The organism is Telluria mixta (genome assembly GCF_029223865.1).
GTDB classification, from domain to species: domain Bacteria; phylum Pseudomonadota; class Gammaproteobacteria; order Burkholderiales; family Burkholderiaceae_D; genus Telluria; species Telluria mixta.
Map to the genome: position 1 here is coordinate 5,078,748 of NZ_CP119520.1, position 26,977 is coordinate 5,105,724.

The window sequence follows — 26,977 nt, forward strand, 5'->3', positions numbered from 1 at the left end:
ACTCCATTCGATTCAAGCGGCCCGCCGGTGCATGCTCGGGACGTGCAGGCGGACGGTGGTGCCGGCGCCGCGCCCGGATTCGATGGCCAGGTCGGCGTTGATATGCCGGGCCCGTTCGCGCATGATGTGCAACCCCACGTGGCTGTCGCCGGACGCGGGCACGGCGGCGGAATCGAACCCGACGCCATTATCGCTGATCGATAGCGAAAAGTCTTGGCCGTCACGGACCTGGACGAGCACCTTGTCGGCATGCGCGTGTTTACGGATGTTCGACAACGCTTCCTGCACGATGAACAGCAGCTGCAGCTGTTCCTCGCGCGGGAACGGCAGGCCGCCGCCGCCTTCGGCCTTGAAGCTGGCCTCCACGCCCGTCTGGTCGCGGAATTTGCGCACGGCCTTGCGCAGCGCGCTGTTGAGGTCATCCTCTTCCAGCCGGCTGCGGAAATTCTGCAACAGTTCGCGCACGTCCTCGTAGCTTTCCTTGACGCCCGCGCGCAGCAGTGGCACGATCGCGGCGGCATCCTGCTGCTGCCCGTCGTGCAGCGACTGTTCCAGCATCTGCACCTGCAGGTTCAGGAAGTTCAGGCCCTGGGCGATGCTGTCGTGCAGGCCGCGCGCCACCATGTTGCGCTCTTCCGAGATGGCCATCTCGCGCTCGCGCGCCGCCAGCCGCATGTTCTCGATGGCGGTGCCCAGCAGCCGGCCCAGCGTCTCCAGCAGCGCGGTCTCGCGCTCGTTGAATGATGCCTCGGTGCGGAAGTGCAGGCTGAACACGCCGAGGTGCTGGTCCTGGGCGAAAATCTGGAACACGGACACCGTCGCGAACCCGTCGCGCGCGCAGCGCGAGACGTCGGGGCCGGGCAGGGTACGCAACAGCCGCACGACGGGGTGCTTGCCCTGCGCCGCTTCGCCGCACAGGCAGTCGCCGACCGGCATGCAGCGTTCGGCCTTCACCATCTCGTCGGACAGGCCGACCTGCACGACGAGATGCACCTTGTCCGTGTTCGCGTCGACGAGCCGCACCGAGCCTCCATCCGCGCCGAAGTAGCGCATGATGCGCTCGACGAAGCCGTCGCACATCGGCTCCAGCGTCTGGCGCATCTGCAGGAAGGCGGCGCTGTCGTACAGCAGCGCCAGTTCGCGGTTCTGGCCCTCCAGCGCGGCCGTCTTCTCGCGCACCTTGTCTTCCAGGCTCGCATAGACCTGTTCCAGGCGGTCGGCCATCCGGTTGAAACCCGTCGCGAGCTGGCCGAATTCGTCCTGGCTGGCGACGTCCAGGCGGACGCCGAAATCCGTCTCGGCCATGCTGCGCATCCCCGCGTGCAGGCGCTCGACCGGGTCGACGATGAGGCTGAACATCAGGTACACGAGTACGACGGTGCCGCCCATCGCCAGCGCCATCAGCGCCAGTTGCGAGCAGCGCAGCCAGAACGTGCGCACCTCGTTGTCCCGTTCGATGAGGCCCACGATGGCGTCGATCTGGGCGACGTACGTGTCGACCCGGCCGAGGAAGTCGCGCAGCGGCGGCAGGCGCTCGTCGCCGCGTGCCTGCAGCACCTGCAGCGCCAGGGGCCGCAATTCGCGCTGCCAGCGCAACGTGGCCATGGAAAAGCTGTCGCGGATGGTGGCCGTCGGCGGCAGGCCGAGGGGACGCTGCGGGTCGCCGCGGTCGATCAGCGCCAGGGTCGCATCGATGGACGCGATCTGCGCGCGTGCCTCGCGCGCGTAGCCGCCGCCGGGCGCGTGCACCTCGCGGCTGAGCAGCATTGCGAGCCGGTATTCCTGCTTGCGCACGCCGCCCGTTTCGTTGATGGCGGCCGCCGAGCCTTCGAGTTGCCACGACAGCCACAAGGTGGTGCCGATGGCGGTCAGCGCCAGCAGCAGGAAGCCGATCAGGGCGCCGGCGATGCGGGTCGACAGGCGCAGGTGGCCCGGGATCGGCGGGTAGTCCGGCGTGTTGGTCATGCCGCGGCGTCCAGCGGCTGCACGAGGTTCAGGAATTCCTGCTTGCGCGGCGAGTACGCGAGCAGCGAGCCGGTCTCGATGTCGAAATACCAGCCGTGCAGCGCGACCTTGCCCGCTTCCACGCGCCGGCGCAGCCATGGGTAGGTCATCAGGTTGTCGAGCGAGTGGAGGATGCTGGCCTGTTCGGCGGCGCGGCAGCGGGCGTCGTCGTGCTTGTGCGGCAGCGCGCGCAGCACTTCCTCGCGCACCGGTTCCGCGATGCGCATCCAGCGCGCGACGAAATCCGTCTCGTCGGTCACGCGCTTGCCGGACATGAGCGCCCGGATGCCGCCGCAGCGCGCATGCCCGAGCACGACGACGCGCGCCACTTCCAGGCCGCACACGGCGAATTCGATGGCGGAGCTGACGCCGGCCGACGCGTCCGCGGTGCAGGGCGGGACGAGGTTCGCGATATTGCGAACGACGAAGATGTCGCCCGGATCGCAGCCCGTGAGGAGTGCCGGATCGACGCGCGAATCGCAACAGCCGATGACGAGCGTGGACGGATGCTGGCCGTCGCGCAGCGAGGCGCGCACGACCGGCTCGCTCATGAAGCGCTGCTGGAAGCGGGAAAAGCCGCGGATGAAGCGTTCGATGTCCTGCATGTCAGCCTCCCGTCTGCGACATGAAGCGCACGATTTTCTCGGGCCGCGCCGTGAAGTCGTGCTGGTGGGGTTTCAGTTCGATGGCGTGGCGGATCGCCGCTTCCAGCTCGGCGTCGCTGGCGCCGCCGCGCAGCAGCGGGCGGAACTCGAATTTCTCTTCCTGGCCCAGGCACAGGTACAACGTGCCGTCGACCGACAGGCGCACGCGGTTGCACGTGGCGCAGAAGTGCTGCGACAGCGGCGTGATGAAGCCGATGCTGCTCCTGCCGTCGCGCGTGGCGAGGTAGCGCGCCGGCCCGCCGCCCAGTTCCAGCGCCTGCGGCACGAGGTCGAATTGTTCCTGGAGCCGCGTCCGCACGGGCCGCAGGTCCATGTACGCCGCGTTGCGGCCCGTCGCGCCCATCGGCATCACTTCGATCAGGCGCAGCACGAAACCGTGGCCGATGCAGAATTCCGCCATGCGCTCGATCTCGCCGTCGTTCACGCCGCGCATGGCGACCATGTTGATCTTGATGGGATCGAAACCGGCTTCCTTGCCGGCCATGATGCCGTCCAGGATGCGCGCATGGCTGTCGCGGCCCGTGATCGATTCCATGCATTGCCGGTCCAGCGTGTCGAGGCTCACGTTGATGCGCGCGACGCCGGCTTTGCGCAATGCCTCGGCGTGGCGGCGCAGGGTCGTGGCATTGGTCGACAGCGAGAGGTCGTCGACGCCGGGAATGGCGGCGATACGCCCGGCCAGGTCGGTCACGTGGCGGCGGAGCAGCGGCTCGCCGCCCGTCAAACGGATGCGGCGCGTGCCCAGGCGGGCGAACGCGCGCAGCAGGCGCTCGATCTCGTCAAACGTGAGCCAGTCCTCCGGTTCCTCGAAGCCCTTGAAACCCGTCGGCATGCAATACGTGCAACGGAGGTCGCAACGGTCCGTCACGGACAGGCGGAGGTATTCGATCGTTCGGCCGTAGCGGTCGCGCAACATTGCGGTTCTCCAAAGGGGTGATGGTGAAGATTGTAGAGATCGCAGGCCACTCTGGGAGTCGGCATGACGGATGACGGGGGCTAGTTCTTTCGGCGTATGTCAGTCCACGCCTCGTGCCGCTAGACTCGGTTTCCCGGCGGCAAGAATGTGTCGCAACGAAAGGATTTCATATGAAAATGTCAAACTTCAGGATCGGCACCCGTTTAGCCGGCGGCTTCGGCCTCGTGCTGATGCTGCTCGCCCTCGTGGTCGCGATCGGCCTCCAGCGCTTCCACGACGTGGGCCAGGCGACCGCGATCCTGATCGACGAAGACTGGGCCAAGGCGGAAGCCGCTGCCACCATCGACACGATGACGCGGGCGAATGCACTCCGCACGCTGGAACTGTTCATCGCGCCCGACGACGGCCACCGTGCCCGGGTGCGCGAGAAAATCGCGTCGAACCGGCACGAGATCGATGGCGCGCTCGCCACCTTGGGCCGCCTTGTCGCCAGTGCCGAAGGCAAGGCCGTGCTGGCCCGGGTGACCGAGCGGCGCGAGGCGTACGTGGCCTCGTTCACGCAGGTGAACGCCCTCGTCGAAGGGGGGCGGCGCGACGAGGCGCAGCAACTGGTATTGACGGAGACCCTGCCGCGCCTGGACGTGCTGCAGCAGGCCGTGCAGGAGCTGAACGTCCTGCAGAAGGGCCGCGCCGTAGCCGCCGGCAAGGCCGTACGAGACCGGATCGCGTCCGGCCGCGTGCTGATGCTGGCGCTGGGCGCGACCGCGCTGGCCGTCGGCCTCGTGTTCGCCGTCCGCCTCGCCCGTTCCATCGTGCTGCCGCTGCGCAGCGCGGTCGCGGTGGCGCAGCGCGTGGCGGGCGGGGACCTCACCAGCCGGATCGAAGCGGGTTCGAAGGACGAAGTCGGCGAACTGCTCGGCGCGCTGGCGGCGATGAACGCGAGCCTCGGCACGATGGTCGGCGAAGTACGGCGCGGCACCGAGACGATCGCCACCGCGTCCTCGCAGATCGCGAGCGGCAACATGGACCTGTCGGCACGCACGGAGATGCAGGCCAGCGCGCTGCAGCAGAGCGCCTCGTCGATGGAAGAGCTGACGGGCACCGTGCAGCAGAACGCGGACAATGCGCGCGAAGCGAACGCATTGGCGGCGGCGACGGCGACGATCACGGCCGAGGGCAGCGACGCCGTCGCGCGCGTGGCGGCCACGATGGACGAGATCAGCGATGGCGCGCGCCGCATCGCGGACATCACCGGCATCATCGACGGCATCGCATTCCAGACCAATATCCTCGCGCTCAACGCCGCGGTGGAAGCGGCGCGCGCGGGCGAACAGGGCAAGGGCTTCGCCGTCGTCGCCACCGAGGTGCGCAACCTGGCGCAGCGTTCGGCCGCCGCCGCCCGCGAGATCCGCCACCTGATCGACGATTCGACCGCGAAGATCGCGGGCGGCACGGAGCTCACCGGCCGCGCGGCGGACACGATGCAGCGCGTGCTGGCCAGCGTGCGCAAGGTGACAGGGATCATGGCCGACATCACGGCGGCCAGCGACGAGCAGCGCATCGGCATCGAGCAGGTCAACCAGGCCGTGGGCCAGATGGACAGCGTCACGCAGCAGAACGCGGCCCTTGTCGAGCAGGCGGCCGGTGCGGCGCAGGCCTTGCAGGAGCAGGCGCATACGCTGAACGACACGATCCGCATGTTCAGGCTGGAAGCGGCCAGGAGCGCCTGACGGCACCAACTCGACGGCGCCGGTCTGGCGCTGGCGGTGCGGGAGGAACGTCGAGGCGGGAAGCGTCAGGCAGTACCGTACGGCGCATCTGCCGGCACGCGTTAACCAATGGGCAAGATTTTCGGGAATCAAGACATGAAGGCCATAAACTATGCCGTATCTGTCTCGAACTGAAAGCCGGAGGTTGAATGAAGCGTCTTGTCGTCCTTGCTGGCATCCTCGCACTTGCGCCCCTGAGCGCGTTGGCGAGTGATCCAGCATTGTTCCATCTGTCCGTGAAGGACGTCCCGGTGGAGAATGGGAAGGTGCTCGACATGGCGTTTCACGAAATCGAGCGCAAAACGGATTCGTCGACTGTTCAGATAGCACGGCGATCCGGCGGTTCGGTGTCGTCGTCGATGTTTATCCTGAGAGGCATGTGCGGACTGGCGCGTTCGCGAAGTGCCCGGTACTTTATGCCGACCCGTATTGCGGGTGAGGAGTCCGAGCGCTACACGGTAACGTTTCCCCAGGTTGCGCCAGAACCTGGAAAAGGCTTCACGATGGCGCAATGCGAGCTGCTGCGGTACTGACAGGCGCCTCGCTGCAGCGTATCCGCGGGTGCTCCTAACGATCGTCGCGGCGCATCAGCGCATCGATGCCGGCCACCGTGCCGGCCATCGCCAGCGCCGCGACGCCGGCGCCGGCCCAGGTGGCGATGCGGTCGCCGTGCGCCCACTCCTGCCACGCCAGCACGGCGGGCATCAGCATCATCGGCGCCGTCATCGCCGTAGCGAGCCAGGCGTGGCGGCGTACGCTCTCAGCCACCGCAGCACCCGCCGCAGCAGCCACCGCTGCGTTCCCTGTTTGCCTCCGCGTAGCCGGCGCCCGTCAGCGCGGCGGTGATGGCCTGCGTCGACGTGGCGCCTTCGTCGAACTCCACGCGCATCTCGCGGCCGCCCGGTTCGAGGTCGATGCCGCGCACGCCGGGCAGGGTGCACAGGGCGCTCGTGAGGCGTTCGATGTCGGCGAAGGCGAGGGGGGCCGAGAACTGGAAATCGTGTTGCATGATGCTCCTTTTGCGTAGGTCGTTGGTACACCGTCAGAGTAGGGCCGGATGCCGGCCCTGTCCTTGAACCGGTTTCAGGTTTTACGAATCAGGCGCAGCCGCCCAGGTAGTGGCACGATGTGCAGCGCGTGCAGCCGTCGACCTTGCGCAGCGCGCGCGCACCGCATTCCGGGCATTTCGCGCCCGTCTCTTCGACCGCCGCCGCCTCGGGCGCCGGTGCTTCCGCCGGGGTGCCGCGTCCCGCAAGCAGGCGATCCAGCGCGTCGGCGGGCACCTGGTTGCCGTAGGCATCCAGGAACCCGCGGCGGATCAGGATCCGCTGCAGCATGAACGCGATCGCCGCCACTTCCGAATCGTGGTACACGGGCACCTGCACGCCGTCCGCCCGCGTCAGGTGGCCGCAGCGCACGGGTCCCTTTTCCCACACGACGGCGCGCATGTCGGCGAGCGCCTTGGCGATGGAGCTGCCGGCGCGCGCGGCCAGCGACAGCAGGCGCATCGTGGACGTGATCCACTGGTGGCCGTCGCTGCGCTGGTTGGCAGGCATGAAGAATTCGAACGGGCGCTCGATGACGAGGTCGCGCCCGTTCAGCCTTCCTTCCACGCGCATGAAGCTGATGGTCAGATACACCGTCTTCTTGCCTTCCTGCGTCGTGTATTCGACCTTCGAGGTGACGGATTCCAGTTCGCCGGCCGGTCGGCTTTCGAAGCGGCGGCGCAGCGGATCGACGTGGTCCGGCACTCCGGCGTCCGCCGCCTCGGCAGGCGGAGGAGGCGCTACGCTCAGCACACTGCCCGTGACGGCGTTCGGCCGGTACGTGGCGAGGCCCTTCAGGCCGGCGCGCCATGCCTCCGTATATAAATCCTTGAAGTCGTCGAACGGGTAGTCGGCCGGCACGTTGACGGTCTTCGAGATCGCGCCGTCCACGTACGGCTGCACGGCCGCCATCATGCCCAGGTGATCCCGCGCGGACATCTCCAGCGCCGTGACGAACTGCGGCGGCAATTCGGATACATCGTGCCCCAGGTGACGGTACAGGCGCCACGCGTGGTCGGCTACTTCGTAGATGCGCGTGCTGTCGTCCGGCATGCGCTTCTTGCGCTGGTAGACCCACGAGAACGCGGGCTCGATGCCGTTCGACGCATTGTCCGCGAACGCGAGGGCGATGGTGCCCGTCGGCGCGATCGACATCAGGTGCGAATTGCGGATGCCGTGGCGGGCGATCCGCTCGCGCAGTTCGTCCGGCAGGCGCCGCGCGAACGCGCCGTCCAGGTAGCGCGCCGGGTCGAACAGCGGGAACGCGCCTTTTTCGCGCGCCAGGTCCACCGATGCGTCGTAGGCGGTGTCGCGCAGCGCGCGCGTGACGTCGGCGGCGAACGCGCGGCCCTCGTCGGCGTCGTAGCGCAGGCCCAGCATGACGAGCGCGCTGCCCAGGCCCAGGAAGCCGATGCCGATGCGGCGCTTGTCGCGGCCTTCCGCCGCCTGCTGCGGCAGCGGCCATTCGGTGGCATCGAGCGCGAGGTCGAGCATGCGCACGCCGACCGCCGTCACTTCGCGGAACGTGTCGAGGTCGAAGAACGCCTCCGGCGTGAACGGGTGGCGCACGAACTTCGTCAGGTCGAGCGAGCCCAGGTCGCAGCAGCCGTACGGCGGCAGCGGCTGTTCGCCGCACGGGTTGGTGGCGGCCAGCGTCTCGGCGTAGTACAGGTTGTTCTCGCCGTTGATGCGGTCCAGGAACAGCACGCCCGGCTCCGCATGGTCGTAGGTGGAGCGGATCACCTTGTCCCACAAGTCGCGCGCGCGGACCGTGCGGTAGACCCAGCGGCCGTCCGGGCGTAGATGTGCGCCGTTCGCCTGGTCGTCCGGTCCCGGCTCGGCAAGGTGCGTCAGCTCGACGGCGCCGTCGTCCAGCACGGCGCGCATGAACGCATCCGTGACGCCGACCGACAGGTTGAAATTGCTGAACGCGCCGCCGTCCTTGGCGGCGACGAACGCTTCGATGTCGGGATGGTCGATGCGCAGCACGCCCATCTGGGCGCCGCGGCGTGCACCCGCCGACTCCACCGTGCGGCACGACGCGTCGAACACGGCCATGTACGACACGGGGCCGGACGCGCGCGACTGCGTGCCTTTCACGAGGCTGCCGGCTGGGCGGATCGCGGAAAAGTCGTAACCGACGCCGCCGCCGCGCCGCATCGTTTCCGCCGCTTCGGCCACAGCGTCGTAGATGCCGGGCACGGCGCCGTCGCGGCCGCTGATCGCGTCGCCGACGGGCTGCACGAAGCAGTTCATCAACGTGGCCTTCAGGCCGATGCCGGCGGCGGAGTTGATGCGGCCGGCGGGCACGAAGCCGTGGTCCTGCGCCCACAAGAAGCGCTGCTCCATCTCCAGGCGCAGCGGCTCGGGTTCGTGCGCGGCCAGCGCGCGGGCCACGCGGGCGCGCACTTGCGCGACGGTCGTCTCGTCGCCTTTCGCGTATTTTTCCCGCAGTACGTCGGCCGACACGTCCTGCGTCGGCATGGATGCGGCAAAGAGGGATTCGTTGGCGTTCATGTCATCCTCGGTGATAGTCAGGCGTCCACTATCCCCGAGGCGCGCCGGCCCCGCCTTAAACTGGTTGAAGCATTCGGCGTTCCGCTGCCAGCAGGGCCACGTCGTCCGCCACCTCGCGCGCGACGGTAGCCGCTTCGGCCGCGTCGAACTGCATGTGATAGCGCTTGCGCACGCCGTGTTCCGCCAGCTGGACGTGCAGGTCCGGCGTGACGCCATGCCGCGCGAGGCAGTTGCGCACGCATTCGAGCGGACAGCCGTCGACGGCGACGACGGGCCGGCCCGACTTCGCGAGCTTGACGAGCGACGGCACGTCGCCGCCCACGCCGGCAATGCACGACATCTCGGCGACGTCGGCGCGGTCGAGTTCCAGCGCGATGTGGTTGGCCATCTGCGCCGCGCTGGAACAGCCGGAGCAGGAATAGACGAGGGGGAAAACGGTGCGGTCACGGCCCATGGGTTTCTCCTTTCAACGGTCGATGGCGTCCAGCGTATTCTTGATGAGCAGTCCCAGCTCCGTATCGCCTTCCATCACGAGGCGCCGGCTGAAGAACAGCGTGTCCGGGTCCTCGCGGCGCGTGGCCAGCAGGCCCAGGTCGTACAGGGTTGCGCCGATGACGACGTCCGGTTCCGTCTTCGATGTGACGGCCGCGAACGAGCGCCCGTTCCACGCGACGTCGAAGGCGACACCCGCGTCCAGCACGGCCAGGCGCAGTCGCTTGCGCAGCAGTTGCGCGCGCACGTCCGCGTCCAGGTGGGGCTTCAAACCGGCGTTCAGGCCTGCCGCGAACAGCCAGGCGCCGGGCCGGCCGGGCAACCGGGACAGGACGTGGCGGACGGGCGCCGGCAGGCGGTAGGGGGAAGCGTTCATGCGGCGACCTCCTCGAGGCCGGGTCGGCCATGCCAGAAACCGTTGCACGCGGCGCCGGGCATCCACGCGCCCATGCGCTCGCGCGCGGCGGCGCCGGACAGCGACCCCGTCAGCACGCCGTGCACGCTGGCGACGATGTCCGCCATGTGGGCCGACTGCGGGCTGAGACGCACGATGCCCACGCCCAGAGCGCGCATGGCGGGCAGCGCGTCGACGAGGTTGTAGACCTTCGCGGACTGGGTCTGGATGCCGTTCAGCACGAGGAACGGTTTTCCCTCCTGCGTGTTCAGCACGAGGCCGTCCGGATGTTCCAGGCAGCTGAAGCGGCAATCGTCCTTGGGCAGGTTGCGGTGGCGCGCGGTGAAGCAGCGGGCGGAAAACGCGAGCGGCATGCGGCCGTAGGCGAATACCTCGGTCTCCACGCCGGCCGGCAGGTCGGACTGCATGGCGGCGAGGCTCGCGGACGGCATCTCCAGCGGCGCGACCCAGCGCACGGCGCCGGCGCGGGCGAGCAGGGCGAGCGTGGCTGGGTTGTACACGTTCAGGTGCGGTCCCGCGACGAACGGGCGGCCGTCGACACAGTGGACGGCCCCCATGTCGTTGGCCTCCACGAGGAAGCGCCCGTTGGCGGCGACGCGGCGCAGGGCGGAGAGGTCGGACGGCGATTCGATCAGGACCTGGGTCGACAGCACGACTTCCTTGCCGGCGGCGGCCAGGCGGTCGGCCAGCGTGAGCCAGTCGGAGGGGCGCAATTCGTGCCGGCGCGAACACACGGTTTCGCCGAGGTAGACGATGTCGACGGGCGTCTCCGCCATCGCATCGTAGAACGCGAACACGGTGTCGCGCGGCCAGTAGTATTGCAGGGGCCCGAGGGCAATCTTCATGATGGTCTTTCGGTACGAAGTCATTTCCAGGGGCGGTGGTAGGCGCCCAGCGTGTGCTGGCTGCCTTCGGCGACGTTGTCCAGGCTCGTCATCCACTCGCGCCGGACCGTGTAGCGGCCGTGTTCCGCGAGGCAGGCGTCGATGGCGGCACGCCACACCTTCGTGACCTGGGCCACGTACGCGGGGCTGCGCTGGCGGCCTTCGATCTTGACGGCGCGCGCGCCCGCCGCCACGAGCTTCGGCAGGATCTCGAGCGTGTTCAGGCTCGCGGGCTCCTCGATCGCGTAATAGGTCTCGCCGTCCACGTCGAAGCGGCCCTTGCACAGGGTGGGGTAGCCGGCCTGCTCGCCGTCGCCGTAGCGGTCGATGAGGACGTCGTACAGGCGCGCCTCCAGCGCGCGCGGCGTCCGCGTCCAGCGCACGGCCTTCGCGGGCGAGCACACGCCGTGTGTATTGGGCGATTCGCCGGTGGCGTACGAGGACAGCTGGCAGCGGCCCTCGGCCATCACGCACAGGCTGCCGAAGCCGAACACTTCGATCTCGACGGGCGAATGCTCGATGACTTTTTCCGCCTGGGCCAACGACAGCACCCGCGGCAGCACGGCGCGCGCGATGCCGAAGTGGCGGTGGTAGAAGGCGATGGCGTCGATGTTCGTCGCCGAGCCCTGCACGGACAGGTGCAGCCGCAGCTGGGAATGCACGCGCGCCGCGTATTCCATCAGGCCCGGGTCGGCGAGGATCACGGCGTCGATGCCGTGCGTGGCGGCGCGGTCGAGGGCGCGGCGCCAGGGACCGTCGCCGCCCGGCTGCGGGTAGGTGTTCAGCGCGAGGAAGACCTTGCGGTTGCGGTCGTGGGCATAGCGGATGCCTTCGATGATGGCGTCTTCGGAGAAGTTCAGGCCGGCGAAGTTGCGCGCATTGGTCGCGTCGCGAAAGCCGAGGTAGACGCAGTCGGCGCCGTGGTCGATGGCGGCCTTGAGGGCCGGCAGGCTGCCGGCGGGACAAACGAGTTCGAGGGAGGGAGAGGTCATGGCGGGCGGGTGAACGGTAACGCAGGAAGCATAGTTACGAGCGACCCACGCCGCCTTAAACGAGGTTAAGCAAATCGCACGGCGTGTCCGTTCGGGTCGAACGCGAGGAAGCGCTCGATGGCGCCGCGGTGCACGGCGTCGATCATCATCTTGAGGCCGCGGTCGATGCCGGACGCCTGCTGTTCCCCAGCCAGCGCGGCGACGAGGACCATGTCCCACGGCTGGCCCGTCGCGCGCGACTCGTCGGCCAGCATCGTGAAATCCGCGAGCTCGTCGAGCCCCTTGTCGACGCACATCACGGGAGACAATGCGCCGCCGCGGCCTTCCTCGAAGCGGCGCGCCTGGCCCGGCGTATGCGTCTGCGGCAGTTCGGCGACCGCAAAGACGAACAGCAGGCGCTGCGCCTCCGGCTGGGCGCGCGCGGCGGTGAGGAAATCGGAGAAATTCGAGAGTTGCATGGTGGGTGAGTCCGGGAATGGGAGATGGTCCGATTGTAGGGACGTTCCTCGCGCGCGTAAGTCGGCACGATGGAGGACCCCGCCTAGTCATTCCGGACTATCCCATGCGGCCCCCGTACGCGCGAGAATGGCGGCATCCCGACTATTTCCTCCCGCGACCGTGGCCACCATCGATCCCTGCACCTTCCTGCGCCGCCTGCCGCTGTTTTCCGACCTCGGCGAGGACGAGCTGCGCGCCGTCGGCGCGGCCGCCACCGAGCAGCACGTCGACCGCGGCCGCGCCATCGTCGAGCGGGGCGACCCGTGCGAGGGGTTTCATTCGATCCTGTACGGCCAGGTCAAGCTGGCCTTCATCTCGCCGCAGGGCCAGGAAAAAGTCATCGAGATCCTCGGTCCCGGCAAGACGTTCGGCGAAGCCGTCATGTTCATGGACAAGCCGTACTTCGTGACGGCGACGGCGCTGGAAGACTGCCTGCTGCTGCACGTCCGCAAGGAAGCCATCTTCGCCGAGCTGGAACGGAGTCCGGCCTTCGCCCGCCGCATGCTGGCCGGGATGAGCCGGCGCCTGCACGGCCTCGTGGCGGACGTGGAGTCGTACACCCTGCACACGGGCGGCCAGCGCGTCGTCGGTTACCTGCTGAAGGATGCGCCGGAATCCGGCGCGACCGTGCGGCTGTCCGTCAGCAAGCGCCTCGTCGCGTCGCGCCTGAACATCACGCCCGAGTATTTTTCGCGCGTGCTGAACGATCTCACGCGGCGCGAACTCGTGCGCGTGGACGGCCGCGACATTGCGATCCTGAACGCGGACGGCCTGCGCGCCTACGAGGGATAAGCGTCCGCCACCTGTTTCGTCTCGCGTGCGATCACGGCTTCCTCGTCGGCCGGCAGCGCCCACACGGCAACGGCGCTGTCCGCGGCGTGCAGGCGCGGACCGCCGGCCGCGTTCGCGTCCGCATCGAGGCGCACGCCCAGCCACGCCGCCTGTTCGCACACGCGGGCGCGGATCTCGGCCGCATGCTCGCCGATCCCGCCCGTGAACACGAGCACGTCGAGCCCACCGGCGGCCGCAGCCAGGGAGCCGAGCTCGCGCGCGATGCGGTACACGAACACGTCGACCGCCTCCCGCGCGGCGGGCGCGTCGCTGGCGAGCAGCGTGCGCATGTCGCCGCTGACGCCGGAGAGACCCAGCAGGCCGCTGTCGCGGTACAGCAGCCGTTCCAGCGCGTCGGGCGTCATCCCTTTCGTGCGCAGCAGGTGCAGCACGAGGCCGGGGTCGAGGACGCCGCAGCGCGTGGCCATCGGCAGGCCGTCGAGCGCGGAAAAGCCCATCGACGTCGCGACGCTCCGGCCGTCGACCATGGCGCACATGCTTGCGCCGCTGCCCAGGTGGGCGACGACGACGCGGCCGCGGGCACGCGGTTCGATGGCGGGCAGCGCCTCGGCGATGTGGGTGTACGACAGGCCGTGGAAGCCATAGCGCAGCATGCCTTCATCCGCCAACGCGCGCGGCAGGCCGTACAGGCGCGCCACTCTCGGGTTCCCGAGGTGGAACGCGGTGTCGAAGCAGGCGACCTGCGGCAGGCCCGGATGCAGGTGCGCCATCGCTTCCATGCCCGCCACGTTGTGCGGCTGGTGCAGGGGCGCCAGCGGGGCCAGGGCCCGCAATTCTGCCAGCAGCGCCGGCGTCACGAGGGCCGGCCCCGCATGGGCATTGCCGCCGTGGACGACGCGGTGGCCGATGGCCGCCAGCCGGGCCGGCGCGAGGTGGCTTTCGACCTGGTCGATGACGACGCCCAGTTGCGCGGGGCCGCCATCGCCTTCCACCTGGCCGTGCGCGGTCGCGATGAGATCCGCGCCGCGTTCCACATATACGGCGTACTTGATGCTGGACGAACCGGCGTTGATGCAAGCGTAACCCCTGTTCATGGCGATCCGATCACCGCGGGAGCCGTCGAGTGGCGCACGAGCAGGGACGCCAATGCGCACGAGGCGAGGCGGGCCAGCGGCCCGTCCGCGCGGCTGGTGAGCATGATGGGTACACGCGCACCGAGTACGATGCCGGCCACTTGCGCTTCCGCCAGGTACTCCAGCTGCTTGGCCAGCATGTTGCCCGCTTCGAGGTCGGGCACGACGAGGATGTCGGCGCGGCCGGCCACGGGCGACACGAAGCCTTTGGTGCGCGCCGCTTCCTCCGACACGGCGAGGTCGAACGCCATGGGCCCGTCGATGATCGCGCCCTCGATCTGGCCGCGGTCGGCCATCTTGCACAGGGCGGCCGCCTCGATGGTCGACGCGATCTTCGGGTACACCGTCTCGAGCGCGGACAGGATCGCCACGCGCGGCGCCGCGATGCCCAGCGCGTGCGCCAGGTCGATCGCGTTGCGGACGATGTCGCGCTTGTCCTCCAGCGTCGGGTAGATGTTGATGGCGGCGTCCGTGAGGAACAGGGGCCGCGGGTACGTGGGCACGTCCAGCGCGAACACGTGGCTGATGCGGCGGCCCGTGCGCAGGCCGGTGTCGCGGGCGACGACCGCGTGCATCAATTCGTCCGTGTGCAGCGCGCCTTTCATGATGGCGCCCACCTCGCCCGTGCGCGCCAGCGCCACGGCGGTATCGGCAGCCGCATGGCTGTGCGCTGTCGGCACGATGCGGTACGGCGCGAGGTCGACGTTCGCCAGCTCGGCCGCCTGGCGGATCCTGGCTTCCGGGCCGACCAGCACCGGCGTGATCAGGCCTTCGCGCGCCGCTTCGACGGCGCCCAGCAGCGACACCGTGTCGACCGGGTGGACGACGGCCGTGGCCACGCGCGGCGCATCCTGCGCGGCCGCCAGCAGCGCGCGGTAGCGGCTCCCGCGCTCGCGCAGGCGCACTTCCGGCAGCGCGATGCGGGGCCGCGCGACTTTCTCGGCCGGCGCGATGACTTCCGCCGTGCCCGTGGCCACCCGCAGGCCATCCTGGTTCGTCACCGTGCAGTCGAGCGTCACACGATGTTGTTCCGGATCGAGCCGGGCGACGGTGAGCAGGACGGTCACGGTGTCGCCCAGCCCCACCGGCTTCAGGAAGCGCAGCGACTGGCCCAGGTAGACCGTGCCCGGACCGGGCAGCTGGGTGCCGAGCACCGTGGAGATCAGGGCGCCGCTCCACATACCGTGCGCTATCACTTCATGGAACATGCTGCTGCGGGCGTACTCCTCGTCCAGGTGGGCGGGGTTGACGTCGCCCGACACGACGGCGAACAGTTCGATGTCGGCCCGGGTGAGGGTGCGCGCGAGGCTCGCGCTGTCGCCGACCTTCAGTTCGTCGAACGTGCGGTTGCTGATCGTGTCCATCGTTCACCCCATCACGTGGTAGCCGGCGTCGACGTATTCGACGTTGCCCGTCACGAGGCGCGCGCCGTCGCTGGCGAGGAACGCGGCGACCGCGCCCACGTCGTCGAGTCGGGCCAGCATGTGCTCGGGCGCGCGCGACCAGGCGTCGCCGAGCAGTTCGTCGAAGTGTTCGAGGCCGAACGCCGCGCGCGTGCCCATCGGGCCCGGCGAGACGGCGTTGACGCGGATGCGCCGGCTGCCCAGCTCTGCGGCCAGCGACCGTACCGACGCCTCCAGCGCGGCCTTTACGGGACCCATCAGGTTGTAGTGCGGGACGACCTTCTCGCCGCCGTAGAACGTGAACGTCAGCAGGCAGCCCCCGTGCGGCATCAGCGGCTCGGCGAGTTTCGCGCAGCGGATGAACGAGTGGCACGACACGTCCATCGCCAGCGCGAAGCCTGCCGCGGAACAGTCGACGACGCGGCCCTGCAGGTCGTCCTTGGGCGCATAGGCGATCGCGTGGATCACGAAATCGATCGTGCCCCAGGCGGTGCGCACGGCGTCGAACACGGCTTCCAGCTGGCCCGGCTGGCGCACATCGCACGGGAGCACGAGCGGGGCGCGCAGTGCCTCCGCCAGCGGGCGCACGTGGGGTTCGGCCTGCTCGTCCAGGTACGTCACCGCCAGTTCGGCCCCGCACGCGGCCATGACGCGGGCGCAACCCCAGGCGATGCTGCGGTCGTTGGCGATGCCGAGGATGAGCCCGCGCTTGCCGCGCAGGTCGATGAGAGCGTTCTGCATGTGAATCTCCAGTAAGGGGTCAGCGTTCGAGCACGTAGCGGCCGGGGGCCGGCTCGAGGAGCGCGTAGCCGGCCGCGCCCGGCGCCGGCGGTGCGGTGCGGCCGGTGCTGCCAGCCTCCAGCCAGTCGACCCAGGCAGGCCACCACGAGCCGTCTCGCGCGGGCGTGGCGGCAACCCACTCGTCCGGCGCCAGGTACCGGTCGCCGTCGGTGCGGCGGGCGAGGCGGAAATGGCGCCCCCGGTGGCCCGGTTCGCTGACGATGCCCGCGTTGTGGCCGCCGCTCGTGAGGACGAAGGTCACGTCGGCGTCGGCGACGAGGTTGATCTTGTAGACGGACTTCCACGGCGCCACGTGGTCCGTCTCGGTGGCGACGACGAACAGCGGCGCGCGGATGTCGGCCAGCGCGACGGGCCTGCCGTCGATGTGGTACCGCCCTTCGAACAGGTCGTTCTTCAGGAACAGCCGGCGCAAGTACTCGCTGTGCATCCGGTAGGGCATGCGCGTGGCGTCCGCGTTCCACGCCATCAAATCGTTCATCGGCGGACGCTGGCCGAGCAGGTAGTCGTTGACGATGCGCGACCATACGAGGTCGTTGGAGCGCAGCAGCTGGAAGGCGCCGGCCATCTGGCGCGTCTGCAGGTAGCCCTGGCGCCACATGATGTCTTCCAAAAAATTCAGTTCGCTGTCGTCGATGAACAGCGAGAGTTCGCCCGCCTCCGTGAAATCCGTCTGGGCGGCGAACAGCGTCAGCGAGCGCAGGCGCTCGTCGCGCCGGCCGGCCAGGTACGCGGCGGCGATGGCGAGCAAGGTCCCGCCCAGGCAATAGCCGACGGCATGCACGCGCCGGTCCGGGACGATCGCGTTCACGGCGTCGAGCGCCGCGAGCACGCCCTGGCGCAGGTAGTCGTCCATGCCCAGGTCGCGGTCTTCCTCGCCCGGGTTGTGCCACGAGATCATGAAGACCGTGTGGCCCCGGCCGACGAGGTAGTTCACGAGCGAGTTACGGGGCGACAGGTCGAGGATGTAGTATTTCATGATCCATGCCGGCACGATCAGCACGGGTTCCGCGTGCACGTCCGGTGTCGCGGGCGCGTACTGGATCAGCTCCATCAGCCGGTTGCGCAGCACGACGCGGCCGGGCGTGACGGCGACCTGGCGGCCCGGCACGAAGTCCTCGGCGCCGGCCGGCGGACAGTCCGTCAGCATGCGCCAGCAGTCGTCCGCTAGGTAGCCCATCCCTTTCGCGAAGTTCATGCCGCCCTGTTGCGCGGTCGCCTGCAGCACCTCCGGGTTCGTCGCGATGAAATTCACGGGCGACATCATGTCCAGCAACTGGCGCGCGACGAACGCCACCACCTGCTCATGGTGCGGCGCGACGCCGCCGATGCCGGTCGTGACGTTGTGCCACCACTGCTGGTTGAGGAGGAAGCCCTGCTGGATCACGTTGAAAGGCCAGCGCTGCCAGGCCTCGCCGTCGAAGCGGCGGTCTTGCGGCAGCGGTTCGATGCAGCGTGCCACCTGTCCGACCGCGGCGCGCGCCGCGTAGTCGCCGAAGCGGCCGGCCTTGCGCAAGGCCTTGTCACACAGCCTGGCCCATTTGCCGGGCGACTGGGCCAGGTGCAGGCTCCAGTCCACCCACGCGAGCGCCAGCGCGGCGGGCGAGATGCCGGATGTCACGCGGCCGAGCGCCGCATGCAGCATGCGGTCGGTCACGGTGGGCGGTTCGATGTCGTCCCAGGGATCGGCGGACGGGGGAATGGGGGCATGCGGGTTGAATTTGTCCATGCGCCCACCTTACCGGTTCGATCGATTTCAGATCATTGATCTAAATCAAAATCTTGAAGCATCGTCAATCCGCGCGCAGCGCCTGCGCCAGTTGCTCGTCGAGGCCATAGATGTCTTCGCTGAACAGGGCACGGCCGTCGCGGTCCGTGAGCGCCGTCGCGTAGAACAGCACGACGGGGACCGTCTCCCGCAGCGGCACCGTGACGGTCCGGCCCGGACGCAAGGCCGCGGCCACGGCCTCCATACCCCAGCGTTCGGGGTCGGCCAGCACGAATTGCGCGAGCGCGGCCGGGTGCTCGACGCGGATGCAGCCATGGCTCAGGTCGCGCCGCGACCGCGCGAACAGCTCCTGCGCCGACGTGGAGTGCAGATAAATGTTCATCGGGTTCGGCATGGCGAACTTGACCGCGCCGAGCGCATTCTTCGGTCCCGGGCGCTGCCGCACCCGCGCCGTGCCCGCGCGCAGGGCGGCGAGTGCGCCGGCGTCCGGCAATACCCGGCCGGAAGCGGACAGCGCTTCCATGTCGTTGCGCGCGAGGTAGCCGGGGTCGCGCGCCAGCTTCGGAATGATCTCGGCCGTTTCGATACTGCGCGGGACGTTCCAGTACGGATTGAATTCCACGTAGCGCATCTGGCCGATGAACAGCGGCGTGGGCGTGCGCGCGGCCGCGCCCACGATCACCCGCATTTCAAGCAGTTGTCCGGCCGGGTCGTGGCCGTCGAACGCCCACAGGCGGTAGGCCGGCACGTCGACGACCACCACGCGGCCCTGCGGCGGACGCGGCAGCCAGCGCAGGCGCTCCAGCGTCAATTCCAGCTGCGTCACGCGCCGGGCCGGCGATACCGCCAGCGCGGCCAGCGTGCCGGCGCCCAGCACGCCGTCTTCCGCCAGGCCGTGACGCGCCTGGAAGCGGCGCACGGCGGCCGCCAGCGCCGGTGTGTAGACGTCGCCGTCGGGCACGTCGTCGTCCAGGTCGCCGAACAGGCGCAGGCGCTCGCGCACCAGCGCCATGCCCGCATAGCGCGTGCCTGGTTCGATCCGCCTGGCGGGAAGGGGCGGCAGGTCCGGCCAGTGCGGGTGCGCGGCGGCGAGGGCGCGGTAGCGGGCAAGCGTGGCCTCCACCCGGCGCACCATCGGGATCGGCGGCGAAGCCGCGTCCACTGCCTCCGGCATGCGTCCGGTACGCAGCGCATCGCGCAGGTGGTCCACGGGGTCGAAGGCGGGGGCGTCGTCGGACGGCAGGCGATAGCCGGACGCGAGACGGCCAAAGTGCAGGTCGGCCAGGTACTGGAGCATGGCGGTGCTGAGGTCCCGCTCGATGGCGAGGGCGGCGGCGACGTCCACGCCGGCGTCGAGCCGGGAGGCCAGGCCCTCGGCGTCGTAACGGGCCGGGTCGAGGCCGTGCGCGGGCGCGTCCCGCAGCAGGCGCACGGCTTCGCGCGCGCGGCCGCCGCCGTCACCCAGCCAGGACGGCGGCGCGGCGCCGGCATACAGCCGCGCCGCAAGCACGCGGGCGTCGACGGGACCGCGCGGTGCGGTCTGGGCAGCGGTGGCAAGCGCGGGGGCAAGGGCGAACAGGAGGCAGCAGATCCAGCGGGAGGCAATGACGTTCATGCAAGCACGATAGACGGCGGCCTGGTGCGGCGTCATTGATGCAGGTCAAACCGGCTGCTGGCCGTTACATTCGCCGAAAACGTCGGTCTTTCCGCGGAAAATTATTTTGTCATCAACATTTCATCATCGCCGCCTACGCTTGACCCCTGCTGAGCATCAAATTCGTCATTTCAAATAATCAACCTGGATGAACCAAATGCAATATTTCGATCTCGCGTTCCCCGTCCCGATGGTGCACGCATGAGCCGCCGCGGCTTCCTCCGTACGCTGGCCCAGGCCGGCGGCGCCAGCGCCGTCCTCGCGTCCCTCCCGCCCGCCATCCAGAGGGCGCTGGCCCTGCCGGCCAACCAGCGCACCCGCAGCCTGCAGGACGTCGAGCACATCGTCGTGCTGACGCAGGAGAACCGCAGCTTCGACCATTATTTCGGCACGCTGGAGGGCGTACGCGGATTCGGCGATCCATTCCCGATTCCCGTGATGGACCGCCAGAATCTCTTCAACCGCAAGACGGTCTTCGTGCAGAAGACGGTCGGCGGCGCGCCGGTACCCGGCCGGCCCGACTGGCCGCAGAGCCGCGCCATCGCGCCGTTCCGCCTGAATACCGTGCAGGACTTCCCGGTCATGCGCGTGGCCGGCACGCCGCACGCGTGGCTCGATGCGCAACTGGCGTGGGACCACGGCCGCATGAACGACTGGTGCACGGTCAAGCAGAACCATTCGCTGGGCTATTACGCGGAGGCCGACGTGCCGTTCCAGTTCGCGCTCGCCCGCGCCTTCACGATCTGCGACCACTACCATTGCGCGACGCAGACCGGCACCAACACCAACCGGCTGTTCCTGTTCACCGGCCACAACGACCCGCTGGGCGCCGCGGGCGGCCCGTCGACCGACAACAGCCACGACGACTTCAATCCGGATCCGAACACCGACTATCGCTGGACCACGTATCCGGAGCGCCTCGAAGCGGCCGGGATCAGCTGGCAGGTCTACCAGAACATGGCGGACAACTTCACCGACAATGCGCTGGCCGGCTTCCGCTCGTTCCGCAATGCGTGGTACCAGCGGCCCGGCTATTCGCCGTCACTGCGCAGCCGCGGCGTCAGCACGCGCGATCTCGACCTGCTCAAGGCCGACGTGCTGGCCAACCGGTTGCCGCAGGTGAGCTGGGTCGTCGCGACCGCCGAGGGCTCCGAGCACCCCGGGCCGTCGAGCCCCGCATCGGGCGCCGACTACATCGCGCGCGTCCTCGACGCCCTGACGGCCAATCCGGAGAGCTGGAGCAAGACGGTCTTCATCATCAACTTCGACGAGAACGACGGCTTCTTCGACCACATGCCGCCGCCCGCGGTCCCGTCGTACACGACGTACAGCCCCGATCCGGCGCAGGCCCGGTTCGCCGGCGCATCGACCGTCGACACGACTGGCGAATACCACCATATCCTGAACGGCGCCGACGCGCGCACGTTGCATCGCCCGTACGGCCTGGGCCCACGCGTGCCGCTGTACGTCATCTCCCCGTGGACGAAGGGCGGCTGGGTGAATTCGCAGGTGTTCGATCACTCGTCGATCGTCCGCTTCATCGAGGCGCGCTTCGGCGTGCGCGAGCCGCTCATCAGCCCATGGCGGCGCGCGGTGAGCGGCAACCTGCTGTCCTGTTTCGACTTCGTGAACCCGAACGACAGCGCGGTGGCCTTGCCCGACACGGCCGCCCGGCGCGCGCTGGCGCTGAGCCTAGGCAGCACGAAGGTTCCGGCGATCCCGACGGCCCTGTCGGCACCCGTGCAGGCGGCCGGCGTGCGTCCGGCGCGTGCGCTGCCGTACGAGCTGCAGGTGCAGGCGGCTGTCGCGGGCAGCCTGATCGACCTGACGTTCGAGAACGCGGGCGAGGCGGGGGCCGTTTTCCACGTGTACGACCGCCTGGCGCTGGATCAGATCCCGCGCCGCTACACCGTCGAGGCGGGCAAGCAGTTGACGGGCCGCTGGACGACGGGTGCCGCCTACGACCTGTGGCTGCTGGGGCCGAACGGCTTCCACCGGCACATCGCGGGCGACGTGCGCCGCGCCGCGGACGCCGCGTTGCCGGAGCTGGTCGTGCGCGCCGACCGCCGGGCCGGGGAGCTGGTCGTCGACTTCGTGAACAACGGCGGCCAGCCGTGCATCTTCCAGCTGACCGCTAACAAGTACACGACGATCCGTGTTCCGGACGTGCGCGTGCTCGCACGGTCGCGCAGCACGCTCCGCCTGTCGCTGGCGCAGACCGCCAACTGGTACGACTTCAGCGTGCGCGTGAGCGGCATGCCCGGCTGGCTGCGGCGTTTCGCGGGCCATCTCGAAAACGGCCTGCCGTCGATCAGCGACCCGGCGATGCGGGGCGCGGCGCAGCTCGACCAGTACCGTGTCGTTTGATCAGGAGACTCCCATGCACGTTCGCTTCCTCATTGCCGCGGCGCTGCTGGCCGCGGCCTGCAACAGCCAGGCCGCCGTCGTCTACGGCAGCAACCTCGTCGTCAACGGTGATGCCGAAGCCGGTACCGCCGGCTGGACCGGCTACGCGGGTTACAACACGTTCCAGTCCGTGGACTACGGCAGCAACTGGGTGCTGCCCACGCAACCGGGACCGCTGGAGCGCGGCAACAAGATGTTCGCCGGATTCGGCCAGTATGCCGTCGGGTACCAGACGCTGGACTTCGGCCTGGCGACGACCCGCGCCACCTCGTACGCCCTGACGGGCTGGCTCGGCGGCTGGGCCGACCAGGACGACAACGCCTTGTTCTACGTGCAGTTCCTCGACGAGTTCGACAACGAGATCGGGAACTCGATGCTCGGACCGGTGACGCCGCAGGACCGCAACAATCAAACTGGCCTGATGTACCGCGAGACCGACGGCTTCGTGCCGACGGGCACCCGCAGGCTGTCGTTCTGGCTGTCGATGGAGCGCCTCGTCTCGGGCGACAATGACGGCTATGCGGACAACCTGTCGTTCGTGCTGCAGGCGCCGCCCGCAGGCGAGGTGCCGGAACCCGGCACGGCGGCGGTGTTCGCGCTGGGACTCGGCATGCTGGGCTGGTCGCGCCGGTCAAAGCGACAGGCGATGCCGCATCACGGGCGCCGCCAGGTCGAGCCCGAGCCGCAGGCAGGCGATGGCCAGCAGCACGCCGGCGACTGACGCAAGCGGCGGCACCACGCACGCGGCAACCAGCACCGCGACGGCCGCCCCGTGCCAGCGGCATTGCGTACGGAGGCGGTCGGGCGCGATGAGTTCGGCGAACTTCGGCACCGCCACGTCCGCCGGCAGCCGCGCGCGCAGCTGGTGCCACACAAGGAACGGGACGATCCGGTACAGCATGCCGTTCACGGCTGACATCGCGCAGCCCGCGAGGAAGCAGACGCCGACGAGGGCATCCGATGTCTCGCCCGGCCAGGCAAACATCCAGGCCGCGGCGGTCAGCGACGCGAGCGACAGCAGCCAGTAGCGCGTGCCTGCCGCGGTGCGCGTGCGTTCCCGCCGCAGCAGCAGGGCTGCCGCCAGGCCCGCATAGGCGGTGACGAGCGCGGCGCCGGCCAGCGCGGGCACGGCGCGCCAGGGCGCGTCCAGCCAGCGGCCCGCGATCCATCCAGCCAGCGCAAGCAGCACGAGCGGCGCCAGCACGCGCGCGGCGGGCGGCGGAAACGGGTCGGTCGCCTGGAACATCGGGATCACCTGGAACGACACGGCCATTACGAGCGGCAGCACCCAGCCGGCCAGGCCCAGCGCCGCGTGGGTATCGACGAGCGGCAGGACGGGGACGGCCGGACCGCCTGCGAGCCAGCCCGCGAGGAGCAGGCCGGCCCCGACGCACGCCAGCAGCGCCGCGACGGCCGCGCGCATGCCGCCGGCGATGTGGGCGGTGGACGCCGCGGCGCGGGTCCGTTGCCATAGCGAGGGCACCAGGCAGGCCAGCAGCGCACCGAACGCCGCCAGCAGCGTGGCGCCCGCCAGCGCGAACAGCAGCGCATGCCCGGACAGGAATGCGGCCGCCAGCAGCGCCGCGCCGGCGCCCAGCAGCGGACAGCTCCAGGCGGCCGGGCGCCACGTCCCGCGCAGCGGCAGTCCGGCTACGGCAGGGATCATCTGCAGCAGCGAGCCCGCCATCGTCATCGTGAGGAAGCCCAGCGTGACGAGGTGGACGGCCGCCAGCGCGGGCGCAAACCAGCGCGACGCGACGACGGCCGCGCCATGCCACGCGACGACGACGCCCGCCGCCACGCCGAACCAGGGCGCCGCCAGCAGGAACGCGAGAGGCACGGTGGGCGGCGGGAGGCGGGTGGTGTCGAGGGCGCGCCGCATCAGGCGTCCCGCGCGATGGTCACGAGGCAGCCGTCGTCCCGCCAGGCGGACTGCCAGCGGTAGCCGGAGCGCGCGAGGATGCCGTACAGCGGGTGCGGTTCGCGCGCCAGCAGCACGCGCAGCCGTGCGCCGTCGGCGAGAGCATCGAGCGCGTCCAGCACGCGCTCCATGGGTTCGGGGGCGGGCAGGGCCCGCAGGTCGAGATAATCGTTCACGATGGTCCGATGAGGCTGGACAGCGCAATGCCGTCCAGCGACTCGAGAAAGCAGGCCGTCGCGCGGCACAGCGCCCCTTTCAGCACGCACGCCGGTGCCAGCGGGCACGCGCGGGCGCGGCCGTCCAGGCAGGCGACGAGGTGGAAATCGGGTTCCGTGTGGCGCACGACGTCGCCGACGGTGATGTCCGCGGGCGCGCGGGCAAGGCGGATGCCGCCGCAGCGGCCCCGCACGGTCTCGATGAAGCCCGCGTGTCCCAGCTCGTTGACGATCTTCGTCAGGTGATGATGGGAGATCCCGTGCAGGGTGGCCACTTCGCCGGTGGTGGCGAGCCGGCCCCCGTTGGCCCCGAGGTACATCAGCACGCGCAGGGCGTAGTCGGTATGTTCGGTGAGACGCATGTTCGCTCCGGCGCCCGTGGGTTCAGGCCTTGGTGGAAACGCGGGCCCTGGCGGCGGGCCGGCCGGCGATCTCGATGGGTACCTCGACCGGTCGTGCCGGACGGCGCATCGCCCGCAGCACGAACAGCGCGAGGAACACGGTGCCCACCGCGAACACGATGTCGCCCGGCACGCGCAGCCACACCATGTTTTCCATGAACGGGGAGTGGATCACTTCCGGCGAGCGTGCGAACCACATGCCTTTCGTGATGCTGGCCCAGGCCTGGTAAATGCCGGCCGGGACCAGTGCCATGAACACCATCATCGCGAGGCCGAGGTTCAGCAGCCAGAACATCGGTTTCAGCAGCGCGTCCGACCAGGCCAGGCGGTCCGTCAGGCCGCGCAGGCAGAACAGCATCAGGCCCACGCCCAGCATGCCGTACACGCCGAACAGGGCGGCGTGGCCGTGCGCGGCCGTCATGTTCAGGCCCTGCATGTAGTACAGCGCGATCGGGGTGTTGATGGAGAAGCCCAGCAGGCCCGCGCCCACCGTGTTCCAGAAGCCGACGGCGATGAAGCACAGGATCGCCCAGCGGTAGTTTGCCACCCACGGCGCGGCCTTGGTGCGCTGGTAATTGCGGTACGCCTCGATGCCGATCATCGACAGCGGCACCACTTCCAGCGCCGAGAACATGGCGCCGATCGCGATCACGGCCGTCGGGGTGCCCGTGAAATACAGGTGGTGCAGCGTGCCGAGGATGCCGCCGAACAGGAACACGATGGTCTCCAGCACGATGGCGGCGTTGGCGCTGGCCGCGCGGATCAGGCCCAGGCGGGTGAACAGCAGGGCGATGACGGCCGTGGCGAACACTTCGAAGAAGCCTTCGACCCACAGGTGCACGAGCCACCACCTCCAGTATTCGACCATGGCGTAGTGCGTATGCTGGCCCCAGGTCAGCGACGTGGCGTAGAAGCCGCCGATGCACACGGCCGCGAGGAACACCATCGCGATCAGGCCGCGGCTTTCCGACGGGCGGCGCAATGCGGGCCACAGGCCGCGGCCCAGCAGGAAGGCCCAGAACAGCAGGCCGACGAACAGCAGGTATTGCCACACGCGGCCCATGCTGGTGAATTCGAGGCCCTGGTTGCCGAGCCAGAAGCTGAAGTCGACGCCGCGGTGTTGCAGCGTACCGAGCCAGCCGCATGCCGTCGAACCGGCGACGATGAACAGCAGTGCGTAGAACAGCAGGTTCACGCCGAGCGCCTGGTACTTCGGCTCATGGCCGGAGATGGCGGGCGCGATGTACAGGCCCGTCGCGAGCCACGCGGTGGCGATCCACAGCACGGCGAACTGGGTGTGGATCGTGCGGCTGATCGTGAACGGCAGGATGTCGCCCAGCGGGACGCCGAAGAAGCTGTGGCCCTCGACCGAGTAGTGCGCAGTGATCACGCCCATGCCTACCTGGGCGAGGATCAGTGCGACGACGACGGCGAAGTATTTGCGCGTGGCCTTCATCGACGGCGTCGCCTTCAGCTTGAACAGCGGGTCGTCCTTGGGCGGTTTCGGATCGGCTTCTTCCGGCTGGGCGGAGTGGAACAGCACCATGCCGGCGATGGCGCCGATCATGACGATGATGCTGGCGACCGACCAGATGCCGGCGCCGGCCGTCGGGGTGTTGCCGACGAGGGGTTCGTGCGGCCAGTTGCTCGTGTACGACAGATCCGATTCGCCCGGACGGTCGGTGGCCGCCGACCAGGACGACCAGAAGAAGAACGCGGTCAGCGCCTTGCGATCCTCAAGCGCGGGCAGGGAGCCGGCGCTCATCGCGTACTGCTCGCGCAGCTTGTCGAGTTTCGGATCGGTGCCGAACAGGCCCGCGTAATGGCTCGCGACGGCCGCGATGGCGGCGGTGCGCTCGGCCGACAGGGTCAACGTGTCGGCGGCCGCGTCATAGGTGTTGCGGCGCAGGGCTTCTTTCACGAGCGCGTCGATGCCGCCCCGTGCGGCCGCATCCAGCTGTGCGTAAGGTTGGCCGTGGTCGCGCCGGGCCAGGCGGTCCTGCAGGTCGACGGCTTCGCGGTGCAGCCAGTCGGCCGACCAGTCGGGCGCGACGTAGCTGCCGTGGCCCCAGACGGTGCCCAGCTGCTGGCCGCCGGCGGCGAGCCAGGCCTGCTGGCCGCGCTTGATCTGGTCGCCGGTATAGATGACGTGGCCCTGGTGGTCGAGGACTTGTCCGGGGATCGGCGGCGCCTTCAGGTAGATCTCCCGGCCCACGAACAAGAGCGTGCCGAAAGACAGGACGCAGATGATCGCCAGCCAGGTCCATAGTCTGCGTGTAGCGTGCATGGCTTTTTCCTTCACTGTGGTTGATCGATACACCGCATTG

Annotated in this window: 25 protein-coding genes; 5 read left to right on the forward strand and 20 right to left on the reverse strand. The window is 69.3% G+C overall.

What is annotated here, in order from left to right; genetic code table 11:
• Positions 1–12 precede the first annotated feature (12 nt).
• From P0M04_RS22560 to moaA, 3 genes are read right to left on the reverse strand one after another with little or no spacing between them, the layout of a single operon-like run.
• On the reverse strand, positions 13–1,965 hold the full coding sequence (locus P0M04_RS22560; RefSeq protein WP_259449540.1) for a type IV pili methyl-accepting chemotaxis transducer N-terminal domain-containing protein: 1,953 nt from the start codon (positions 1,963–1,965) through the stop codon (positions 13–15).
• Complete coding sequence (locus tag P0M04_RS22565; protein ID WP_258852455.1) at positions 1,962–2,609, reverse strand: carbonic anhydrase; 648 nt, start codon at positions 2,607–2,609, stop codon at positions 1,962–1,964. The genes P0M04_RS22560 and P0M04_RS22565 overlap by 4 nt, the downstream gene beginning before the upstream one ends.
• Position 2,610: 1 nt before the next feature.
• The gene (moaA, locus tag P0M04_RS22570) at positions 2,611–3,585 is read right to left on the reverse strand and encodes a GTP 3',8-cyclase MoaA (protein ID WP_259449539.1); all 975 of its coding nucleotides are present in this window, start codon (positions 3,583–3,585) and stop codon (positions 2,611–2,613) included.
• Positions 3,586–3,755: 170 nt separating this feature from the next.
• Between moaA and P0M04_RS22575 the strand changes: the two genes are divergently transcribed.
• Together P0M04_RS22575 and P0M04_RS22580 are read left to right on the forward strand one after the other, a co-directional pair.
• Complete coding sequence (locus P0M04_RS22575; protein ID WP_281042074.1) at positions 3,756–5,315, forward strand: methyl-accepting chemotaxis protein; 1,560 nt, start codon at positions 3,756–3,758, stop codon at positions 5,313–5,315.
• Between the two features lie 188 nt (positions 5,316–5,503).
• The gene (locus tag P0M04_RS22580; RefSeq protein ID WP_259449538.1) at positions 5,504–5,887 is read left to right on the forward strand and encodes a hypothetical protein; all 384 of its coding nucleotides are present in this window, start codon (positions 5,504–5,506) and stop codon (positions 5,885–5,887) included.
• Positions 5,888–5,921: 34 nt separating this feature from the next.
• On the opposite strand, the gene P0M04_RS22585 is transcribed toward P0M04_RS22580, so the two are convergent.
• The 8 genes from P0M04_RS22585 to P0M04_RS22620 form a co-directional block, all read right to left on the reverse strand.
• Positions 5,922–6,122, reverse strand: a complete 201-nt coding sequence (locus P0M04_RS22585; protein WP_259449537.1) for a hypothetical protein — start codon at positions 6,120–6,122, stop codon at positions 5,922–5,924.
• Complete coding sequence (locus P0M04_RS22590) at positions 6,115–6,363, reverse strand: heavy-metal-associated domain-containing protein (protein WP_259449536.1); 249 nt, start codon at positions 6,361–6,363, stop codon at positions 6,115–6,117. Before P0M04_RS22590 ends, P0M04_RS22585 begins: the two co-directional genes overlap by 8 nt.
• 88 nt (positions 6,364–6,451) lie before the next feature.
• Positions 6,452–8,917 (reverse strand): adenosylcobalamin-dependent ribonucleoside-diphosphate reductase, encoded by a 2,466-nt coding sequence (locus P0M04_RS22595; RefSeq protein ID WP_259449535.1) that lies wholly within the window; start codon positions 8,915–8,917, stop codon positions 6,452–6,454.
• A 55-nt stretch (positions 8,918–8,972) separates the two neighbouring features.
• Complete coding sequence (locus P0M04_RS22600) at positions 8,973–9,371, reverse strand: putative zinc-binding protein (protein WP_259449534.1); 399 nt, start codon at positions 9,369–9,371, stop codon at positions 8,973–8,975.
• Between the two features lie 12 nt (positions 9,372–9,383).
• Entirely contained in the window at positions 9,384–9,785 is a 402-nt protein-coding gene (ubiT, locus tag P0M04_RS22605) for a ubiquinone anaerobic biosynthesis accessory factor UbiT (protein WP_259449533.1), read from the reverse strand.
• Positions 9,782–10,669 carry a ubiquinone anaerobic biosynthesis protein UbiV gene (ubiV, locus tag P0M04_RS22610; RefSeq protein WP_259449532.1) on the reverse strand — a complete coding sequence of 296 codons (888 nt, stop codon included), beginning with the start codon at positions 10,667–10,669 and terminating at the stop codon, positions 9,782–9,784. Before ubiV ends, ubiT begins: the two co-directional genes overlap by 4 nt.
• Positions 10,670–10,689: 20 nt before the next feature.
• Positions 10,690–11,700, reverse strand: coding sequence for a ubiquinone anaerobic biosynthesis protein UbiU (gene ubiU, locus P0M04_RS22615; protein WP_259449531.1), 1,011 nt, complete (start codon positions 11,698–11,700; stop codon positions 10,690–10,692).
• Positions 11,701–11,765: 65 nt separating this feature from the next.
• Positions 11,766–12,158, reverse strand: coding sequence for a ribonucleotide reductase subunit alpha (locus P0M04_RS22620; protein ID WP_259449530.1), 393 nt, complete (start codon positions 12,156–12,158; stop codon positions 11,766–11,768).
• Between the two features lie 127 nt (positions 12,159–12,285).
• On the opposite strand from P0M04_RS22620, the gene P0M04_RS22625 reads away from it, so the two are divergent.
• Positions 12,286–12,990: a Crp/Fnr family transcriptional regulator gene (locus P0M04_RS22625; RefSeq protein WP_259449529.1), complete on the forward strand. Its 705-nt coding sequence runs from the start codon at positions 12,286–12,288 to the stop codon at positions 12,988–12,990.
• Here the strand turns inward: P0M04_RS22625 and P0M04_RS22630 are convergent.
• The 5 genes from P0M04_RS22630 to P0M04_RS22650 all read right to left on the reverse strand — a co-directional run bounded on the left by P0M04_RS22630 (position 12,978) and on the right by P0M04_RS22650 (position 19,668).
• Positions 12,978–14,084 carry an acetate/propionate family kinase gene (locus tag P0M04_RS22630; protein WP_259449528.1) on the reverse strand — a complete coding sequence of 369 codons (1,107 nt, stop codon included), beginning with the start codon at positions 14,082–14,084 and terminating at the stop codon, positions 12,978–12,980. The two genes, P0M04_RS22625 and P0M04_RS22630, sit on opposite strands and share 13 nt — an antisense overlap.
• The gene (locus tag P0M04_RS22635) at positions 14,081–15,487 is read right to left on the reverse strand and encodes a bifunctional enoyl-CoA hydratase/phosphate acetyltransferase (protein WP_259449527.1); all 1,407 of its coding nucleotides are present in this window, start codon (positions 15,485–15,487) and stop codon (positions 14,081–14,083) included. Before P0M04_RS22635 ends, P0M04_RS22630 begins: the two co-directional genes overlap by 4 nt.
• A 3-nt stretch (positions 15,488–15,490) precedes the next feature.
• Positions 15,491–16,252: an enoyl-ACP reductase FabI gene (gene fabI / locus P0M04_RS22640; protein WP_259449658.1), complete on the reverse strand. Its 762-nt coding sequence runs from the start codon at positions 16,250–16,252 to the stop codon at positions 15,491–15,493.
• A gap of 34 nt (positions 16,253–16,286) precedes the next feature.
• A complete protein-coding gene (locus P0M04_RS22645) occupies positions 16,287–18,053 on the reverse strand; it encodes a PHA/PHB synthase family protein (RefSeq protein WP_371877311.1) in 1,767 nt (588 codons plus the stop codon).
• Between the two features lie 64 nt (positions 18,054–18,117).
• On the reverse strand, positions 18,118–19,668 hold the full coding sequence (locus P0M04_RS22650; protein WP_259449526.1) for a L,D-transpeptidase family protein: 1,551 nt from the start codon (positions 19,666–19,668) through the stop codon (positions 18,118–18,120).
• 240 nt (positions 19,669–19,908) lie between these two features.
• On the opposite strand from P0M04_RS22650, the gene P0M04_RS22655 reads away from it, so the two are divergent.
• Both P0M04_RS22655 and P0M04_RS22660 read left to right on the forward strand, forming a co-directional pair.
• Positions 19,909–22,074 carry a phosphocholine-specific phospholipase C gene (locus P0M04_RS22655; RefSeq protein WP_259449525.1) on the forward strand — a complete coding sequence of 722 codons (2,166 nt, stop codon included), beginning with the start codon at positions 19,909–19,911 and terminating at the stop codon, positions 22,072–22,074.
• 13 nt (positions 22,075–22,087) lie between these two features.
• Positions 22,088–22,834 (forward strand): PEP-CTERM sorting domain-containing protein, encoded by a 747-nt coding sequence (locus P0M04_RS22660; RefSeq protein ID WP_259449524.1) that lies wholly within the window; start codon positions 22,088–22,090, stop codon positions 22,832–22,834.
• Here the strand turns inward: P0M04_RS22660 and P0M04_RS22665 are convergent.
• The 4 genes from P0M04_RS22665 to P0M04_RS22680 are packed head-to-tail and all read right to left on the reverse strand — an operon-like array spanning position 22,745 to position 26,937.
• Complete coding sequence (locus P0M04_RS22665) at positions 22,745–23,995, reverse strand: hypothetical protein (RefSeq protein WP_259449523.1); 1,251 nt, start codon at positions 23,993–23,995, stop codon at positions 22,745–22,747. The two genes, P0M04_RS22660 and P0M04_RS22665, sit on opposite strands and share 90 nt — an antisense overlap.
• Positions 23,995–24,210, reverse strand: coding sequence for a DUF2249 domain-containing protein (locus P0M04_RS22670; protein WP_259449522.1), 216 nt, complete (start codon positions 24,208–24,210; stop codon positions 23,995–23,997). The genes P0M04_RS22665 and P0M04_RS22670 overlap by 1 nt, the downstream gene beginning before the upstream one ends.
• A complete protein-coding gene (locus P0M04_RS22675; RefSeq protein WP_259449521.1) occupies positions 24,207–24,611 on the reverse strand; it encodes an Rrf2 family transcriptional regulator in 405 nt (134 codons plus the stop codon). The genes P0M04_RS22670 and P0M04_RS22675 overlap by 4 nt, the downstream gene beginning before the upstream one ends.
• A 22-nt stretch (positions 24,612–24,633) precedes the next feature.
• Complete coding sequence (locus P0M04_RS22680) at positions 24,634–26,937, reverse strand: nitric-oxide reductase large subunit (RefSeq protein ID WP_259449520.1); 2,304 nt, start codon at positions 26,935–26,937, stop codon at positions 24,634–24,636.
• Between the last annotated feature and the right edge of the window lie 40 nt (positions 26,938–26,977).

Bases quoted from the DNA above. Each gene is read 5' to 3' on its own strand.
- ubiT (WP_259449533.1), bottom strand. From the start codon at position 9,785: ATGAACGCTTCCCCCTACCGCCTGCCGGCGCCCGTCCGCCACGTCCTG.
- P0M04_RS22630 (WP_259449528.1), bottom strand. From the start codon at position 14,084: ATGAACAGGGGTTACGCTTGCATCAACGCCGGTTCGTCCAGCATCAAG.
- P0M04_RS22665 (WP_259449523.1), bottom strand. From the start codon at position 23,995: ATGCGGCGCGCCCTCGACACCACCCGCCTCCCGCCGCCCACCGTGCCT.
- P0M04_RS22625 (WP_259449529.1), top strand. From the start codon at position 12,286: ATGGCGGCATCCCGACTATTTCCTCCCGCGACCGTGGCCACCATCGAT.
- P0M04_RS22560 (WP_259449540.1), bottom strand. From the start codon at position 1,965: ATGACCAACACGCCGGACTACCCGCCGATCCCGGGCCACCTGCGCCTG.
- P0M04_RS22645 (WP_371877311.1), bottom strand. From the start codon at position 18,053: ATGGACAAATTCAACCCGCATGCCCCCATTCCCCCGTCCGCCGATCCC.
- P0M04_RS22565 (WP_258852455.1), bottom strand. From the start codon at position 2,609: ATGCAGGACATCGAACGCTTCATCCGCGGCTTTTCCCGCTTCCAGCAG.
- ubiV (WP_259449532.1), bottom strand. From the start codon at position 10,669: ATGAAGATTGCCCTCGGGCCCCTGCAATACTACTGGCCGCGCGACACC.
- P0M04_RS22650 (WP_259449526.1), bottom strand. From the start codon at position 19,668: ATGAACGTCATTGCCTCCCGCTGGATCTGCTGCCTCCTGTTCGCCCTT.
- P0M04_RS22660 (WP_259449524.1), top strand. From the start codon at position 22,088: ATGCACGTTCGCTTCCTCATTGCCGCGGCGCTGCTGGCCGCGGCCTGC.
- P0M04_RS22675 (WP_259449521.1), bottom strand. From the start codon at position 24,611: ATGCGTCTCACCGAACATACCGACTACGCCCTGCGCGTGCTGATGTAC.
- P0M04_RS22655 (WP_259449525.1), top strand. From the start codon at position 19,909: ATGAGCCGCCGCGGCTTCCTCCGTACGCTGGCCCAGGCCGGCGGCGCC.
- P0M04_RS22635 (WP_259449527.1), bottom strand. From the start codon at position 15,487: ATGGACACGATCAGCAACCGCACGTTCGACGAACTGAAGGTCGGCGAC.
- P0M04_RS22575 (WP_281042074.1), top strand. From the start codon at position 3,756: ATGAAAATGTCAAACTTCAGGATCGGCACCCGTTTAGCCGGCGGCTTC.
- ubiU (WP_259449531.1), bottom strand. From the start codon at position 11,700: ATGACCTCTCCCTCCCTCGAACTCGTTTGTCCCGCCGGCAGCCTGCCG.
- P0M04_RS22680 (WP_259449520.1), bottom strand. From the start codon at position 26,937: ATGCACGCTACACGCAGACTATGGACCTGGCTGGCGATCATCTGCGTC.
- P0M04_RS22595 (WP_259449535.1), bottom strand. From the start codon at position 8,917: ATGAACGCCAACGAATCCCTCTTTGCCGCATCCATGCCGACGCAGGAC.
- moaA (WP_259449539.1), bottom strand. From the start codon at position 3,585: ATGTTGCGCGACCGCTACGGCCGAACGATCGAATACCTCCGCCTGTCC.
- P0M04_RS22600 (WP_259449534.1), bottom strand. From the start codon at position 9,371: ATGGGCCGTGACCGCACCGTTTTCCCCCTCGTCTATTCCTGCTCCGGC.
- P0M04_RS22620 (WP_259449530.1), bottom strand. From the start codon at position 12,158: ATGCAACTCTCGAATTTCTCCGATTTCCTCACCGCCGCGCGCGCCCAG.
- P0M04_RS22590 (WP_259449536.1), bottom strand. From the start codon at position 6,363: ATGCAACACGATTTCCAGTTCTCGGCCCCCCTCGCCTTCGCCGACATC.
- P0M04_RS22580 (WP_259449538.1), top strand. From the start codon at position 5,504: ATGAAGCGTCTTGTCGTCCTTGCTGGCATCCTCGCACTTGCGCCCCTG.